Source organism: Campylobacter cuniculorum DSM 23162 = LMG 24588, assembly GCF_002104335.1.
Lineage (GTDB): Bacteria > Campylobacterota > Campylobacteria > Campylobacterales > Campylobacteraceae > Campylobacter_D > Campylobacter_D cuniculorum.
In genome coordinates, this window is the sequence record NZ_CP020867.1 from 1,051,551 (window position 1) to 1,067,373 (window position 15,823).

General features: G+C 31.1%; 15 protein-coding genes. 4 read left to right on the forward strand and 11 right to left on the reverse strand.

The annotated features are described in order from the left end of the window. Positions 1-637: 637 nt before the first annotated feature. The 8 genes from dnaE to pgp2 form a co-directional block, all read right to left on the reverse strand. On the reverse strand, positions 638-4,222 hold the full coding sequence (dnaE, locus tag CCUN_RS05285) for a DNA polymerase III subunit alpha (protein ID WP_027305466.1): 3,585 nt from the start codon (positions 4,220-4,222) through the stop codon (positions 638-640). Between the two features lie 131 nt (positions 4,223-4,353). Next, on the reverse strand, positions 4,354-4,923 hold the full coding sequence (locus CCUN_RS05290) for a DJ-1 family glyoxalase III (protein ID WP_027305467.1): 570 nt from the start codon (positions 4,921-4,923) through the stop codon (positions 4,354-4,356). After that, complete coding sequence (locus CCUN_RS09795; RefSeq protein WP_088245167.1) at positions 4,920-5,063, reverse strand: hypothetical protein; 144 nt, start codon at positions 5,061-5,063, stop codon at positions 4,920-4,922. Before CCUN_RS09795 ends, CCUN_RS05290 begins: the two co-directional genes overlap by 4 nt. 246 nt (positions 5,064-5,309) lie before the next feature. Further along, positions 5,310-6,236 (reverse strand): hypothetical protein, encoded by a 927-nt coding sequence (locus tag CCUN_RS05295; RefSeq protein ID WP_085296647.1) that lies wholly within the window; start codon positions 6,234-6,236, stop codon positions 5,310-5,312. 108 nt (positions 6,237-6,344) lie between these two features. After that, on the reverse strand, positions 6,345-7,820 hold the full coding sequence (locus CCUN_RS05300) for an alanine/glycine:cation symporter family protein (protein WP_085296648.1): 1,476 nt from the start codon (positions 7,818-7,820) through the stop codon (positions 6,345-6,347). A gap of 110 nt (positions 7,821-7,930) precedes the next feature. Beyond that, complete coding sequence (locus CCUN_RS05305; RefSeq protein WP_027305470.1) at positions 7,931-8,398, reverse strand: tRNA (cytidine(34)-2'-O)-methyltransferase; 468 nt, start codon at positions 8,396-8,398, stop codon at positions 7,931-7,933. A 1-nt stretch (position 8,399) separates the two neighbouring features. Next, positions 8,400-9,392, reverse strand: a complete 993-nt coding sequence (locus tag CCUN_RS05310) for an alanine racemase (protein ID WP_027305471.1) — start codon at positions 9,390-9,392, stop codon at positions 8,400-8,402. Further along, positions 9,392-10,354, reverse strand: a complete 963-nt coding sequence (pgp2, locus tag CCUN_RS05315; RefSeq protein WP_035175733.1) for a cell shape-determining L,D-carboxypeptidase Pgp2 — start codon at positions 10,352-10,354, stop codon at positions 9,392-9,394. The genes CCUN_RS05310 and pgp2 overlap by 1 nt, the downstream gene beginning before the upstream one ends. A 314-nt stretch (positions 10,355-10,668) precedes the next feature. Between pgp2 and CCUN_RS05320 the strand changes: the two genes are divergently transcribed. The 3 genes from CCUN_RS05320 to CCUN_RS05330 are packed head-to-tail and all read left to right on the forward strand — an operon-like array spanning position 10,669 to position 12,067. Then, positions 10,669-11,094: a copper chaperone PCu(A)C gene (locus CCUN_RS05320; RefSeq protein WP_027305473.1), complete on the forward strand. Its 426-nt coding sequence runs from the start codon at positions 10,669-10,671 to the stop codon at positions 11,092-11,094. After that, positions 11,094-11,516, forward strand: a complete 423-nt coding sequence (locus tag CCUN_RS05325; RefSeq protein WP_027305474.1) for a hypothetical protein — start codon at positions 11,094-11,096, stop codon at positions 11,514-11,516. Before CCUN_RS05320 ends, CCUN_RS05325 begins: the two co-directional genes overlap by 1 nt. Then, on the forward strand, positions 11,513-12,067 hold the full coding sequence (locus CCUN_RS05330) for an SCO family protein (protein ID WP_027305475.1): 555 nt from the start codon (positions 11,513-11,515) through the stop codon (positions 12,065-12,067). The genes CCUN_RS05325 and CCUN_RS05330 overlap by 4 nt, the downstream gene beginning before the upstream one ends. On the opposite strand, the gene cysK is transcribed toward CCUN_RS05330, so the two are convergent. The 3 genes from cysK to ciaB all read right to left on the reverse strand — a co-directional run bounded on the left by cysK (position 12,064) and on the right by ciaB (position 15,350). Further along, positions 12,064-12,966 carry a cysteine synthase A gene (gene cysK / locus CCUN_RS05335; RefSeq protein WP_027305476.1) on the reverse strand — a complete coding sequence of 301 codons (903 nt, stop codon included), beginning with the start codon at positions 12,964-12,966 and terminating at the stop codon, positions 12,064-12,066. The genes CCUN_RS05330 and cysK overlap by 4 nt on opposite strands. Positions 12,967-13,071: 105 nt before the next feature. Further along, positions 13,072-13,362, reverse strand: coding sequence for an HU family DNA-binding protein (locus CCUN_RS05340; protein ID WP_027305477.1), 291 nt, complete (start codon positions 13,360-13,362; stop codon positions 13,072-13,074). A gap of 152 nt (positions 13,363-13,514) precedes the next feature. Continuing rightward, positions 13,515-15,350, reverse strand: a complete 1,836-nt coding sequence (ciaB, locus tag CCUN_RS05345; protein WP_027305478.1) for an invasion protein CiaB — start codon at positions 15,348-15,350, stop codon at positions 13,515-13,517. Between the two features lie 59 nt (positions 15,351-15,409). Between ciaB and CCUN_RS05350 the strand changes: the two genes are divergently transcribed. After that, a complete protein-coding gene (locus CCUN_RS05350) occupies positions 15,410-15,823 on the forward strand; it encodes an acyl-CoA thioesterase (RefSeq protein ID WP_027305479.1) in 414 nt (137 codons plus the stop codon).

The window sequence follows — 15,823 nt, forward strand, 5'->3', positions numbered from 1 at the left end:
TAGTTTTTTGGTGGATTTTACTCAATATTTTCAGTCAGTGAAAATTTAGAATTCAGTCGCGGTTATTTTTTAGTATCTTAGCCCCATTTGCTTTGTTTTTCTTAATTCAATGACTTATTTCTTAGCATTTGCTAAAAATTTGAAAAATTTCTGCTTCTTTTTTATCATTTTTTACATTTAAAGAATAAAAACGCTTGATAGTTCTTCACATTCTTTTTTTAAATCAAACATTTTTTTCTAAATATAAATTTAATTCTCATTTGTTTTCAATATAAAGCATTCCACACTTTTTTCCTTATTTATTAAAAAACACTCGAGTTAAAAAATACTCAAGCAATTTTAATTCTTTATTTAAATTTTCATTTTATCAATCAAAAAATTTAGCTCATTTCTATATTAAAAACTAAGTTTTTATTTTATTTGTATCTATGTTTTAAAACATTTTTCTTCAATTTTTCATTTTAACTTATGCCTAAAAAATAACATCTCTTAGCTCATTTTCACAATATTTAAAATAATCAAGTGATTTTAAATATTTTTCGCTTCTTTCCTTATTAAATTTTTATACAAAAACTGATTTGAAATGTCTTTGGAATTCATTATAATTTTTAATGTTATATTTCAATTCCAAACACCATCAAACAGCACATTTACTAAGAATTTCCTCACTTGCATTATCAGAAATAATAAAGTCTGTATAATGAAGCAAACAAGAACCAGACCTTATAACCTTTAAAACAAGTTTTTTATTGCCTTTTTCTTTTGGATTGTGTGCATTTCTAGCGAGCTCATAAATTTCATAAATGATTTCTTTGTTTAAAGTACTCAAATCAAGCTCTATCACCTTATCTTCAAATTCATTTGGTTCTTGAATGAATTCTTTGTCTGTAGTCTTTGTGTTGCTTTTCTTTATTGATTTAATTTTTAAATCTTCTAATTCCTCTAAATTTTTTATATCCTTTAAAGAAAAACTTATTTTACCCTCATCGGTCCTATAAGAAAGTAAAAAACCATAAGCCAAATTATTCTTTTGAGGGTCCTTAAAAATTTGTTCTATTTCCTCAACATTTGCTTGAAAAACAACAACTTCAAAAGATGAGTACAAATCTAAAATTGTAAGCGAACCATAACGTTTATTGCTCTTACTCATCATTGTTTTAAAATCTTCTATCTTTCCTATATTTAAAATTTCACCCTTGCCCTTAAGTTCCGAAAAATCAATGCTTTTAACATATTCTATTTTATCTATTTTATCAAAAAAACCATCCAAAGGATGTCCAGAAACATAAATCCCTAGAATTTCTTTTTCATAAGCTAATTTCTCTAAAGGCTTAAATTCTTCATCATTTTTCACAATATTAACTTTCAAATCCGCATTTAATTCTTCTTCACCAAATAAAGAATTTGCAGATTCTTTACGAATCTTTGCCATATTTCTTGAAGTTTCAGCCAAAAGCTCTAAATTATCGCACAAACACTTTCTTGTATAACCAAATTCATCAAAAGCTCCTGATTTGGCTAAGCTCTCTAAAGTCCTACGAGTGATTTTAGCGGGTTCAATTTTACTTAAAAATTCACTAAGATCTTTAAATTCCCCATTTTTTCTAATCTCAAGCAAATTCTCTACCGCTGGAACACCCACACTCTTAATCGCATTTAAACCATAGATTATTTTTTCTTGTCCATTTTCGTTGATAGCACTGAATTCTCCGATAGCTTTGTTGATACTTGGTGGGGAAAGTTTGATATTCATTTTTTTCATCTCATCAATATAAACAGCAATTTTTTCAACATTATTTTCTTCGCTCGTTAAAAGAGCTGCCATAAATTCACTAGGATAATAAGTCTTTAAAAACGCTGTTTGGAAAGTGATGAGAGCATAGGCTGCAGAATGAGATTTATTAAAACCATATCCTGCAAATTTGACAATAAGCTCCCAAAGTTCTTCAGCCTTAGTTCTATCATACCCTTGTTTTTCAGCTCCGTCTGCAAATTCACTTTTAAGTTTTTTCATCTTTTCTGGATCTTTTTTACCCATAGCACGGCGCACCACATCGGCACCACCTAAAGAGAATCCGCCGATAATTTGGACAATTTGCATCACTTGTTCTTGATACACAATAATCCCATAAGTAGGCTCTAAAATATTTTTTAAAGAATCAAAAGGATATTGTATGGATTTTACGCCATGTTTTCTGTCGATAAAATCATCAAGCATTCCTGATTCCATAGGTCCTGGGCGATAAAGTGCTAAAACCGCTATGAGATCTTCAAAACATTCGGGTTTTAATCTGGCATTCAAACTTTGCATACCGCTTGATTCAATTTGAAATATCCCTAAAGTATTGCCACTTTGTATGGTTTTATAGACCTTAGGATCATTCACATCAACACTTTGCCAAACAATATCGCGATTGTGTCTTTTTTTAATCAATTTAATCGCATTATCAATCAAAGTCAAGGTTTTAAGACCCAAAAAATCAAATTTAATCAAATCAATATCTTCTAAATGGTCCTTAGAATACTGCGTAACCAAATGTTTTTCATCATTTTTACTCTGTCTAAAAAGCGGGGTTTTTTTCCATAAAGAATCGTTTGAAATCACCACTCCAGCCGCATGCATACCTGCGTTACGATTGAGTCCTTCTAAAGCCCTAGCATATTCCCAAACCTGCCTACCTTTAGGATGTTTTTCAATAAATTCTTTAATTTTAGGTTCTCTTTCATAGGCACTATCAAGCGTTTTAAGCTCTTCAGGTATGAGTTTAGTCAGCTCATCTGCATCGGCAATACTCATATCACAAACCCTTGCAACATCTCTTATCACACCCTTAGCCAAAAGCTTACCAAAAGTAATCACTTGTGCAACTTTATCCGCTCCATATTTATCAATCACATAATCAATCACCTCAGCACGTCTGTATTGACAAAAATCCACGTCAATATCGGGCATAGATACACGTTCCGGATTTAAAAATCTCTCAAAAAGCAAATGATACGGGATAGGGTCTAAATCCGTAATTTTCAAACAATACGACACCAAACTTCCTGCCGCTGAACCCCTACCCGGTCCCACAGGAATTCCTTTATCTTTCGCCATTTTAATGAAATCATGGACTATGAGCATATAACCTGAAAATTTCATATTTTTAATGATTTGTATTTCTGTATCAAGTCTTTGCTTGTATTCTTGATGTTGTTTTTCATCAACAAATTTAAGTCTTTCTTCAAGTCCTATTTTACAAAGATACTCAAAAACTTCATCATCATTAGCAAAACTTATATCATTGTTTGGTTCTGGTATATTTATATTATATTTTTTAGCGTATTCAAGGGTAAATTTAAAATTTGGGGGAGTGGGATTGCCTAATTTTAATTCTAAATTGCATTTATCAACAATCTCTTGTGTGTTTGAAATGGCTTCTGGTATATCTGCAAAAAGCTCACTCATTTGAGCAGGAGTTTTAAGATAAAATTCATGCACATTATGACGCATTCTATCAGGGTCGTTGAGTTTTTTTCCCATAGAAATACACATAAAAACTTCGTGTGCTGGAGCTCTTTCTTTAAAGGTATAATGTGTATCATTTGTAGCAATGATCTTTATATCAAGTTCTTTTGAAAGTCTTATAATCTCATCATCAATAAACCTTTGGTCTAAAATACCATGCCTCATAAGCTCAAGATAAAAATCCTCGCCAAAAACCTTTTTATACCAAAGAGCTGCTTCTTTTGCGGCTTCATAACCCTTTGCACCAAAGCGAATGTTTTTTTCATTGTGAGTATTTAAATGCCAATTCACCTCCCCTTGCAAACAAGCTGAAGAACAAATCAAACCTTCGCTACGCTCTTCTAAAAGCTTTTTATTGATTCTAGGATAATAATACAAACCTTTAATATAACTTTGAGAGCTAAGATACATTAAATTTTGATACCCTATTTCATTTTTAGCATACAAACAAAGGTGAAATCTCTGCCTTGAACTTTTATCACCAAGTTCTTCATGATTATGCAAATAAGCTTCCATTCCTATAATAGGTTTTAGACCATGTTTTTTCATTTTTTGATAAAAATCAATGGCTCCAAACATATTGCCATGGTCGGTCATTGCAACACTTGTTGCACCTTGCTGTTTAAGGGTTTGAGCTAATTCCTCGAGCTTATTAGCTCCATCAAGTAAAGAATATTCTGTATGTAAATGCAAATGGGTGAATTGACTCATCATTAATCCTTCAAAAATTTACACTCTATAATTTTGAGAGATATTATAAAATTTATAAGCTGAATTTGAAAGAAAATTTTTCTGAAAATCTCATAAAAATTTGGATTATTGCAAAGAATAATCCAAAAAATTTACCGCGTTAATGGAACTTGCAAGCCTTCATACAAAGCTTGATAAATTGCATCACCACAAAGTACTTTAACAAGCTCTAAACCAAATAAAATCGCTGTTGCAGGACCTGCTGAAGTGATGACGTTTTTATTCACATTGACTGCTTTTTGCACTCTTTGTCCCTTAAGTCCAACTTCACAACCCGGATAGCAAGTGAATGCACCATCCAAAACACCCGCAGCATCTAAAACGATAGGAGAAGCACAAATGGCAGCAACGATTTTACCTTGAGCATATAAATTCTTAATAATCTGCAAAATTTCTTGATTGTTTTTAAGATTATTCATTCCTTCAAAACCGCCGGGTAAAGCAATTGCGTCTAAATTCTGGCTGTCAATTTGCCCTAAATTGAATTCAGCCCTTATGCTTATCCCATTTGCTCCTTTCACCAAAAGTTCTTTATCTAAAGAAGCGATAAAAACCTCCAAATTTTTATCCATTTGCGTTGCACGTTTTAAAACATCTGCAATACCTATAAATTCAGCTTCTTCAAAGCCTTGTGCAAGTGGAATTAAAATTTTCTTACTCATTTTTTCTCCTTTTTATTTAATTGACTCCATTTTTCTTCTCTTTCTTTGGCTCTTTGATTCATTTGCCGATTAAATCCTACAACCAAAAAAGCAATAAACAATATAAAAAATAAATATAACATATCTCTTAAAATTTCCATTATCTTAACCTTTTAATTTTCATTGTAGCACAAAAATATAAATCTTTAAGAAAAATCAATTTTATTTTGCATTTTTTATTAGTTTTATTTTTAAAATTAAAAATGCAAAATGCTGTGATTAAAACATGGCTAAAAATACAAAAATAATTTAAAACAACAAATATTTTTTAACAAATCAATTTTACACAACGATAAAAAATCAAAGTTTAAAAATTTTAATTCAAAAATTTTATGTTTGATTAAAAATTAATCTTCTAAATCAAATTTTAAAGGAATTTCAACATTTGCAAGATAAGTTGGCGTGTCAAAATCTTTTAAATTTCCCTCTTTTCTAAAGCCATTTTGCAAAAATTTTTCAGCTAAATCTTTTCTTAAATAACTCACCTCAATCGTTGTGCTCCAAAACAAACCTCTAGAATAAAAAATTTTACCATGATTGTTTAAATGCGTATGGATAGGAACAAAATACTCATTAAGCCTTTCAAGCACCTTTTTGCGTCTTTTAAACCCTTCAATTTCTTCAACATTACAACCATGAAATTCGAAGATAACTTGAGTAAAATATGCACTTAAAAGCTTTATATCAATGTCTTCTAACATTTGCCATTCAGAATTTTCTATATCGCATTGCAAAATATTTGCTTGAGTTGTGTCAAAAGCGTTGTCCATTAACGCTTGAGTGATTGTAATGGTATGCTCATCATTTTTTGCACCGATAAATTTTTTATAAAAATGAATGTTTTTGTGGATATAGGGAGATTTTTCTATACTTGCATCATATTCTATAACTTCAAATCCAAATTCTGCCATCTCTAAATCCCAAGGCGAATACTCACTCACGCCCAAAGATAAAGCCTTAGGAGAATTTTCTAATCCCCCCCCCCATTTATACATAACATAGCCTCCATCATTAGCACCGCCAACGCGTATAAGCTTGTCTGTATCGAGTTTAAGAGGTTTTAAAAGCGTGAGATAATTGCGAATGTTTTCAAAAACTTGTTCATTAGGATTGATACGAATGAAATTTCTATCTCTGCTTTGAAGAAGCAAAAGTAAAAGCTGCTTATCTTTAGAATTTATATCTGAATTTATAATGATATTTGACATTAAAAGATTATAAATGAGCTGATTGTTTAATTCTAAATTTTTATTAAAAATTTCTAAATCCTGCATGACTCTTTCCTTAAACTCTCTTTGTTTTTTAAAAAAATGCAAATATTATAATTAAAAATCACTTATAGAAATATTATTAAAACTAAAAAATTTAAATTTTTCTTATCTCTAATCCCAGCATTCCGCATTTTTAATACCAAGTTTTGTTGCACTAAATTGCGGATTAATCCCAGATTTTACTTGAATGTTAAAATCATCAAGAACCTTAAGCACAATTTTTCCTAAAAGGAGCAAAGAAATGATATTTGTCGTTGCCATAAATGCCATAGTTAAATCTGCTAAACTCCAAGCCAGATTGAGGTTGATTTGAGTGCCGATAAAAATCATTGCTACTGCTGTGATTCTAAAGAAATTCATAGCCAATTTTGACTCGCTTAAATACTTCACATTAGCCTGTGCGTAATAATAATTTCCTATCAAAGAAGTGATAGCAAAAAGCACGATGGCTATAGTTACAAAATGAAGCCCAAAAGAACCATAATATCCCCTCATCGCTTCTTGCATCAAAGGCATTGCTGTGAGCAAAGGCTTTCCATTTTCTCCAAGGTCAAAATACGCTGCAGAAAAAAGAACCAAAAATCCGGAACTCGTGCAAATGATGACATCAATCAGAACAGAAAAAGCTTGAATCACGCCTTGTTTAGCCGGATGAGTGGTAAAGGCTGCTGCGGCTGCATTAGGAGCTGAACCCATTCCTGCTTCATTAGAAAAAAGTCCTCTTTTAATGCCAATAACCAAAACTGAACCCGCAAAACCACCAAAAATGGCTTTAAAATCAAAGGCGTTTTCAAAAACTACTTTGAAAACAAGAGGAAATTTTTCAAAATTCATTAAAATCGCAATCAAAGCAAGAAAGATATAAGCAATCGCCATAAATGGAACTATCAAAGAACTCACTTTACCGATTTTAGTATGATGAGAGAAAAACATCCAAATTCCAAACAGACTTAAAATCACTCCAATCACAATAGGATAAGAGCTTTCATTATAAGGCAAAGCGGAGTTTGGATTAAACATTTTATAATAAATTTCAAAAGATGAAGTCAGAGTATAGCTTTGAAGACCATTAAAACCATAAGCATAGGTTAAGATAAGGGCAAAGGCAAAAAACATTGCTAATTTATCAAAGCCCAAAGCTTTTTTAATGTAAAAAGCGGGACCACCCTTATACCCCCCCCCATCTTTTGATTTATAAACTTGAGCTAAAGTGCTTTCTGCAAAGGCTGAAGCACCACCAAAAAAAGCCATTGCCCACATCCAAAACAAAGCCCCTGCTCCACCTGAAGATAAAGCAAAGGAAATTCCTGCAATATTTCCTATACCCACTCTTGAAGCGGTTGATACCATCAAAGCTTGAAAAGGAGAAAGTTGTTCTTTACTAAAAGTAACATTTTCTCTAAAAATCTTAAAACTTAAAAACAGCATTCTAAATTGCACAAAACGCGTTAAAAAACTATAATAAAAACCGCAAATTATCAGCAAAATAATCATCATTGTATCGGTATAAGGGATAATATCATTAGAGATAAAATCTGGAATTTTATGATTGATTAAATTTAAAATCGCATTGTTTGAAGAATCCATAAATAGCTCCTTTACACTTTTACACTTATTCTAGTGTATTTTTCTATAAAAAGTCTATTTTTGTCAAATAAAAAATATAAATTTTAAAAAAATGAGAAAATATGAAACATTTAAACTTTAAAATTGCAAAAATTTTGCCTTAAAGCCTCATAGGCAATAATTCCTACACTTGTGGCTAAATTTAAACTTCTTCCATAAGATTTCATCGGTATGGTAATGGCATTGTTAGGATTTAACTCCATAAGTTCTTTTGGCAGACCAAAACTTTCACTGCCAAAAAACAAAAAATCTCCACTTTGAAATTCTGCTTCAAAATAAGGTCTTTTACTCTTAGTTGTAGCAAAGAAAAAACGATTTTTTTGAATCAAATTTTCTTTCAAAAATTCCTCTAAATTCTCCCAGATTTGAGGTTCTAACTTGCTCCAATAATCAAGACCCGCTCGACGCACAGCCTTTTGAGAAAGCTCAAAAATCGTAGGTTTTATAATATGAAGTTTAAAACCCGCATTATAACACATTCTGCCTATACTACCGGTATTTTGAGGAATTCGTGGATTGACTAAGATGATGTTAAACATTTTAAATCACAATTCTTGGAATATTTGGATGAAGTTTGACTAAAATTTCATAGACTATAGTATCAAAAAATCGTGCCCAAAGTTCAGCATCATCAAACACGCAAATTTCTTCTCCTAAATCCTCACAAGAAAAACTATCCATAGACATTTTACCGAGTATAGCCTTGCCATTTGCTAATCTTAATTCACCCTTGCCATTAAAACGTAACAAACCATCCGCATAGCCCAAATCATAAGTTGCGATTTTTAAATCATTTTCAGCCGTATAAGCACCACCATATCCTACACTTTGCGAGTTTTTTAACATCCTTGAACTCAATCTATGGGCATAAAGACTTAAAACTTTTTTTAAATTTTCATTTGTATAACCAAATTGAGCAAGCCCTACCCTACAAAGCTCATCATCAGGTAATTTCGCAACCCTAAAAAGTGCAGGAGAATTAAAAGAATGAAAGATGAATTTTAAATCACTCTGTTTTTGTAATAATTCTTTAGCTCTTTGAAATTTTTTTCTTTGTATAAAAAAACTCGCATCCATTTCATCTGCACGAGCAAAATGCGTGAAAGCTCCTTCTAGTTTTAAAGGATGTTTTTTTAATTCTTTTAAAACAAAATCTAAATCTTCCAAGCAAACACCATTGCGATGCATATTTGTATCAATTTTAAGATGAATTCTTGTATGTTTTTTAAACCGCGTTATCAAAGAAGAATCATTGAGTGCATAAATAAAACAAGCATTTTCATCACCATGGGGACGATGAGAAAGTATGAGTATATTTTCAAAGAAATTTTTTAATTCAAAGGCTTCTTTTTCGCTTTTTACAGCGATGAATTTAACACCACAAGCCTTAGCAATGGGTGCTAAAATCTTTGCTCCATGTCCATAGGCATTGTCTTTAAAAACACAGATGAGTTTTTCAAAACCACCGGCTTTGATGGCGATTTGATTGAGATTGAATTCATAAGATTTTTTATCGAGTTTAATTAAAGACATTATTGTTCTGCAATAATCTTCATCTTGCCCCTATTATCAAGTTTAACATATAGAATTTTATTGCCCTTGAATTGATAATTTTTAGTATAATAATCCTCATAAAAAGAAATTCTATACATTCTTTCATCGTCTAGATTTGGATAGGGGCTGATAATAATATTTGAAAATTTAATACTCTTTTGCTCTTTTCTTGAGAAAATTGTCTTTTTCATTGAAGCAAATTGACTAAAATCACTTTTATCAAAGCGTCTGAATCCTTTTTCATCATAAAAACTTAAATAAGCATTCACATCACTTATAGTCCAAGCCTGTTTCCAAGCAAACAAATCCGCAAACAAAGAAGCCACTTCATCTTTTTTTGCCAAAACTTCGTTTTTTTCTTCAGTCAAAACATAAACTTTTTTACCTTCTACAACTTTAGCAAAAAGCTCTAATTTATCATTGAGTAAAGCGATACAACCTCTGGTTTTAAACTCATCAAGTCTTGTTCCATCAAGCGGATAGCCGTGTATCCAAATTCCTCCGCCGGTTTTTCCTTGAACTTTATCAAGCAAATTAGGATAACTTGTCGCAAAAGCAAAGGGTCCATAATACTGGTCTGCCTTAAATTTAGTCCCAAGCTCATAAAAACCTATCGGAGTTTTTAAATCCCCTTCTTTTTCTTTATTGCCCATTAAACCTGTAATCACATCTTTTTGCTCGAATTCTTTTTTTATAACTCCATCATTGTAAGAATAAATTCTAAGAATTTTGCTCGTTTTATTCGTTACAACGATATAACTTTCTTGGTCATAATATCCAAGAGAGACATTTTGCTCACCAAGTTCTTTAAGCCAAAAATCCTTGCTCGTAAGCTCCTTTTCTATAGCAACACCTACCGCATTCAAACCATCATTAAGATAAATTTTAACCAAATCAACGGCATTAACACTTGAAACAAAAATCAAAACAACAGCAATGATTTTAAGCGTAAATTTAAACAAGACTTATCCTTTATTAACATTCTATTTTATCTTTAAGATACAACATTTTCATCACAATATTTCATTTATTAATTTTGTAATTATAGAATTTTTTCCTTAAAAAATAGCAATTAAAATGAAAATTTTAAACACTTTTAATAAAATCTTAAAATTCAAAGCTTATCTTTTTCTAATAATTTTCTAAGAATATATTTTATGATAAAAAATATCATTTTTTATATGAATTTTAGAAACATTTTGTTATGATTTACATAGTAAAACTATTAGATTAAATTTTTAAAGGAGAATGAAAAATGAAAAAAACATTGATTTTATTGTTACTAAGCATGAGTTTATGGGGCATGGATAAAGTGAGTATAGAAAATGCCTATATCAAACAAACTCCACCCCATGCAAAGGCAACTGCGATTTTTTTAACCATTAAAAATGACAGCGACAAAGATCTTTCCTTGCTCAAGGCTCAAACTAATTTAAGCAAAGAAACAGAGCTTCACACGCATAAAAATGAAAACGGCAAAATGGTTATGAAAGAAGTGCCAAGTATCCCTATAAAAGCTCATTCAAGCACAGAACTTAAACCGGGAGGTTTGCATATTATGGTTTTTGATATTAAAAATCAAATTGATGAAAATACTCGAGCCGATTTAACCCTATATTTTGATAACAATCAAAGCATTGAACTTAAGAATATCCCAAGTAAAGCGATTGTAAAACATTGATAAAAAAAGTTTTTTTTACCCTAAATTTTGTTTGTATTATGATATTTTTTAGCTCTTGCAAAGACGAAAAAAAATCCTTCGATGAACCCTTAAGTTGCGATTTAAATATCAAGGATTGCACCTACAAATTCAAAGATAAAACAATTCTCATATCTTTAAATCCAAAACCCCTACAAGCCTTAGATATTACGCATCTAAAAGTAGAAAATTTAGGTGATTATGACAATTTAAAGCTTAAAATCTATGGTTTGAATATGTTTTTAGGCGAAATTAAACCTAAACTTATCAAGCTTGGAAATGGAAATTATGAAAGTAAAATTGTTTTAAGCTCTTGCACTCTTGATGCGATGCGTTTTAGGGCTGAATTTACACAAAATGACAAACCCATAGGATTTTATTTTGATTTTGAGTTAAGAAGATGAAAAGAAATTTTATTTTTGCGATTTTAGTGCTTGTTTTAATCCTTACGAGCTTTTATTTTATTCCCAAAAACAATCCCTATGACTTTTCTTTAAGGTCTGAATTTGGTGAGCAAACAACATTAAAAAATTTTAGGGGCAAAAAACTCATTGTATATTTTGGCTATACTTTTTGTCCTGATGTTTGCCCAGCGACCCTTGCCCTACTTTCACAAACGCTTAATAAAATCAAAAATGACAAAGCCTATTTACTCTTTATTTCACTTGATCCGCAAAGAGATAAAGACATAGAAAAAACTAATGAATGGCTAAGATATTTTTATCCTCATGCTACAAGTTTGATTGCAAAAAATGAAAAAGAGCTTGAAAAACTCGCTAAAAATTATGGTGTGATTTATGAAAAAATTGATTTAAAAGATTCTGTTATGCAATATTCTATCGCACACAGCAATGAAATTTACCTTATCGATGAGCAAGGTAAATTTCAAAAAGCATTAAAAGATTTAAATCCCGAAGAATTATTTAAAGATTTAAAGACTTTTTTGCAAGATTAAAAAGCAAAAAGATCAGTTGAGAGATACCTTTCAGCTGTATCATTGAGCATAGTGAGTATTCTTTTTTCGGGAAATTTTTGTGCTAAAAGTTTCGCTGCATAAACATTTGCTCCGCTTGAAATTCCCACCATTAACCCACTCTTTGCAAGTTCTCTTGCTGTAAGGATGGCATCTTCATTGCTTACGACCATTATCTCATCAATCACTTCTTTGTTTAAAATTTCTGGGATGAAATTTGCTCCTATGCCTTGAATTTTATGAGGTCCAGCTTTACCCTCACTAAGAAGCGGAGAATCAAGCGGTTCAACGGCTATAATTTGAATGTTTTGCAGTTTTTCTTTTAAAATTTCACCCACTCCACTGATGGTCCCACCTGTTCCAAAACCCGCAACAAAAATATCAAGTTGAGAGTCTAAGTCATTGAGAATTTCCATAGCTGTGGTTCTTCTATGGGCATTTTTATTGGCTAAATTTGTAAATTGAGAAGGTATGAAAGAATTGGCATGAGTTTTTAAAAGCTCATTAGCTTTATCAACCGCACCTTTCATTCCTAAACTCGCAGGAGTAAGCTCGAGTTTTGCTCCAAAAAGCTCCATCATTCTTCTTCTTTCTAAGCTCATAGATTCGGGCATAGCAATCACGAGTTTAAGCCCTAAATCCGCACAAATCATCGCTAAAGAAATTCCTGTATTTCCGCTTGTTGCTTCGATAATCAAAGTATCTTTGTTAATCTTACCTTCGTCCAAAGCAGTTTTGAGCATCTCAAAAGCCGCTCTGTCTTTGATAGAATGACTTGGATTGAAAAATTCACATTTTCCAAAAATATTTTTGCCAAATTTTTCTAAACTGATTATAGGAGTATTGCCTATAAGCTCACTCACTTTGTGATAAATTCTCATGATTAACCTTTTTTTGTTTATTATAATAAAGAAAAAAAGTAAATAAGGAGTAAAAAAAGAATGATTAAAATTGAAAGCGATAGGCTAGAAAATCTAGCCTAATTGTTATTTTTTCTTTTTAGCTTTAGCAACTGCTTCTTTAAGATTTTTACCAACTTTGAATTTAGCAACTTTGGTAGCAGGAACCTTGATAATTTTACCTGTACTTGGCACTCTCGCTTCTCTTGCTTTTCTTTCTGCTATTGAAAAAGTTCCAAAACCTATGAAACTCACACTATCCCCTTTAGCTAATGCGTTAGCGATTGTAGAAATAACCGCATCAGTAGCTGTTGCAGCGTCTTTTTTTGTTATCCCAGCACTTTGAGCCACTTGGGAAATGAAATCTGCTCTAGTCATAAAAACTCCTTCTAAAATTTAAGAATGTGGAATTATAGCACATTTTAATTAAAAAACAAGTTTAAATTATCGTTTTTTTTTTTTTTTGTATTTTTTTGCATTCATTTTAACCCATAACGCTTTATTTACCTTACTTAAGATATATGTAAAATTCAGCTTTGCATCTTATATTTTTCAAATTCTCCACTTGTGTCTGTGTCATTTCCAATTTTTTCATACAACTCATAATAAAATTTGACAAAATCGCGACATTCTTCTGATTGAGGCAAAAAAACTCCCTCTTCTAAAACACAAAAACGATTTAAAAATTCTCTTGCATCAAGTCTTAACACATAATGTTTCGCTAAATCATGATAATTTTTTAAGCATAATTCTTTAAATTTTTCATAAAAATCCAAAGTAAAATTAACTTTAAATTCATTGTTTTTAAATTCCAAAGTTCCGCTTTCAAATAGCAAACTAAGATGTATCAAAGCTTCTGTATAATAAGGCTTAAGCTCATCAACCCTTTGCCACGCTATCAATCCCACAGCCCTTTTAATAAGCTCATTAAACACGGGCATTTTAAGTTCTTCTTGCTCATGATAAAAGAAATTAACAAGTCCTCCTGCTGTGGCTTTGTATTCTTCAATATTTTTAAAAAATCCACTTTGATTCATTTGTTTTTCAGTCTCTTCAGCAATAAAAAAAATATGCCCAAATTCGTGTCCTATAGTTGAAATTTCATAAACTCTTTTCCAAATTTCTTCTTCAAAAAATAAAATTTCTCTTGAAAAATCTAAAAATTTTTTATCAAAAATTTCACTCGAAATTCTCATAAAGGGTTTGCTTTTCGTATTTTCATACACAAAATTTAAAAAAGCAAAAATTTTCTTACCCGCTTTTTTACTTACAAATTCATCATTTGGCACGACTTGAGCAGAAAACAAACCCTTAAGTTCAGCCCCATAAAATACCATAGGAGAACAAATATAAAGCTGTGTTTTAGCTATATTATGATACACCTCATTTTTTAAATTCTCATCAATAATGCCGATATTTTCATAAACTCTGGTAAAGCTTTCCTTAATTTCTTTGCTAAAATTTAAAGCATCAAAAGTGCTTTCATCTTCTAAACGCAAATCCCATTCTAAAGCCACAGCATGAGTGTAATTATCCTCATAATACTCCAAAGGATGTCCCACTTGCAAAGGTGATTTGACTTTTAACCAAGCAAATTCAGCCTCTTGCCAAGCACTGATAATCTTTTCATCTTCTTTTTCACAAAATGCTTCTTTAAGCTTGTTAAAATATTCTATATAAGCAAATTCTTCTTCATTTTGTGCAAAATTTTTAAGTTCAGTGAGCATAGTATCAAAGGCAAATTCAAGTTTTAGAATTTCATTTTCAAAAAATCTTGCATAAGGAACAAATTTCCAAAGATTGCCGATTTTAACCAAAACGCCATAACTTCTTTCGCAAATTTGTCCTTGAGGGTTGAGCTGATAAAGCTTATTTTGACGCAAAAATTTCAAAGCATCATCTAAATTTGGAAAGAGCTGTGCTAAAATTTTATTATTTTTTTCTAAAATTTCTTTGGTCCAAACCACTTCAAAAGCATTCATAACAAGCCCTATACGATGCACTCCTTCGATTAAAGCTTGATAAAAATCATTTAAAAGCTTTTTTTGTTTAATTTCAAGGATAAGATTTTGGTGTTCTTCTTCATAAAATTTCCTAACCTCATCATATAAAAGATGTTTGATTTCTGTAATCTTTTCATCTTTAAAATGATGCTTTTGAAATTCTTTAACAAAATTTTCCTCTTTTAAATCAACAAGTCTCCTAAGAGCCGCTAAAATAACACTTGGCTCTTTTTCTAAACCACTAAGTTTGATTAAATTTTCTATGCTTTGATGACTTTCATTGCTGTCTAAAATTTCATAGAGAGCATTGATTTTTGCTTTGCGATGTTTTACAAGTTGAGATAATTCTTTAAAATGATTCATATTTTTCCCCTTTTTTAACTTTTTTAATTATAATTAATTTTTTAAAATAAGGAGTAAAAATGAGAGATATGGGAGAACCTAAATTAAAAATTGTTGCAATGCCAAATGATACAAATCCAGCTGGAAATATCTTTGGAGGTTGGATTTTATCTCAAATTGACCTTGCGGGAGCCATTGCCGCGAGGGAGCTTTCGCCTGAAAGAGTTGTAACAATTTCTATGGATAAAGTTGTGTTTAAAGAGCCTGTTTTTGTCGGTGATATAGTATCTTGTTATGCAAAAATTATCAAAGCAGGAAATACTTCAATCGCCGTTGAAGTTGAAGTGAGTGCTCAAAGAGTTGATGAGCTAGGTTGCACCTCTTGCATTAATGTAACTTCAGCCATAGTCACTTATGTCAGTGTGGATAAAAGAGGCAGAAAAAAACCTATCAGCAATGAATTAAAAAGAATTCACGGCTTTTTAGAGTCTTAA

Coding starts and splice junctions, on each gene's coding strand:
- CCUN_RS09795 (WP_088245167.1), bottom strand. CDS start 5,063: ATGGAAATTTTAAGAGATATGTTATATTTATTTTTTATATTGTTTATT.
- CCUN_RS05290 (WP_027305467.1), bottom strand. CDS start 4,923: ATGAGTAAGAAAATTTTAATTCCACTTGCACAAGGCTTTGAAGAAGCT.
- CCUN_RS05320 (WP_027305473.1), top strand. CDS start 10,669: ATGAAAAAAACATTGATTTTATTGTTACTAAGCATGAGTTTATGGGGC.
- CCUN_RS05295 (WP_085296647.1), bottom strand. CDS start 6,236: ATGCAGGATTTAGAAATTTTTAATAAAAATTTAGAATTAAACAATCAG.
- CCUN_RS05330 (WP_027305475.1), top strand. CDS start 11,513: ATGAAAAGAAATTTTATTTTTGCGATTTTAGTGCTTGTTTTAATCCTT.
- ciaB (WP_027305478.1), bottom strand. CDS start 15,350: ATGAATCATTTTAAAGAATTATCTCAACTTGTAAAACATCGCAAAGCA.
- CCUN_RS05300 (WP_085296648.1), bottom strand. CDS start 7,820: ATGGATTCTTCAAACAATGCGATTTTAAATTTAATCAATCATAAAATT.
- CCUN_RS05305 (WP_027305470.1), bottom strand. CDS start 8,398: ATGTTTAACATCATCTTAGTCAATCCACGAATTCCTCAAAATACCGGT.
- CCUN_RS05340 (WP_027305477.1), bottom strand. CDS start 13,362: ATGACTAGAGCAGATTTCATTTCCCAAGTGGCTCAAAGTGCTGGGATA.
- dnaE (WP_027305466.1), bottom strand. CDS start 4,222: ATGAGTCAATTCACCCATTTGCATTTACATACAGAATATTCTTTACTT.
- CCUN_RS05310 (WP_027305471.1), bottom strand. CDS start 9,392: ATGTCTTTAATTAAACTCGATAAAAAATCTTATGAATTCAATCTCAAT.
- CCUN_RS05350 (WP_027305479.1), top strand. CDS start 15,410: ATGAGAGATATGGGAGAACCTAAATTAAAAATTGTTGCAATGCCAAAT.
- cysK (WP_027305476.1), bottom strand. CDS start 12,966: ATGAGAATTTATCACAAAGTGAGTGAGCTTATAGGCAATACTCCTATA.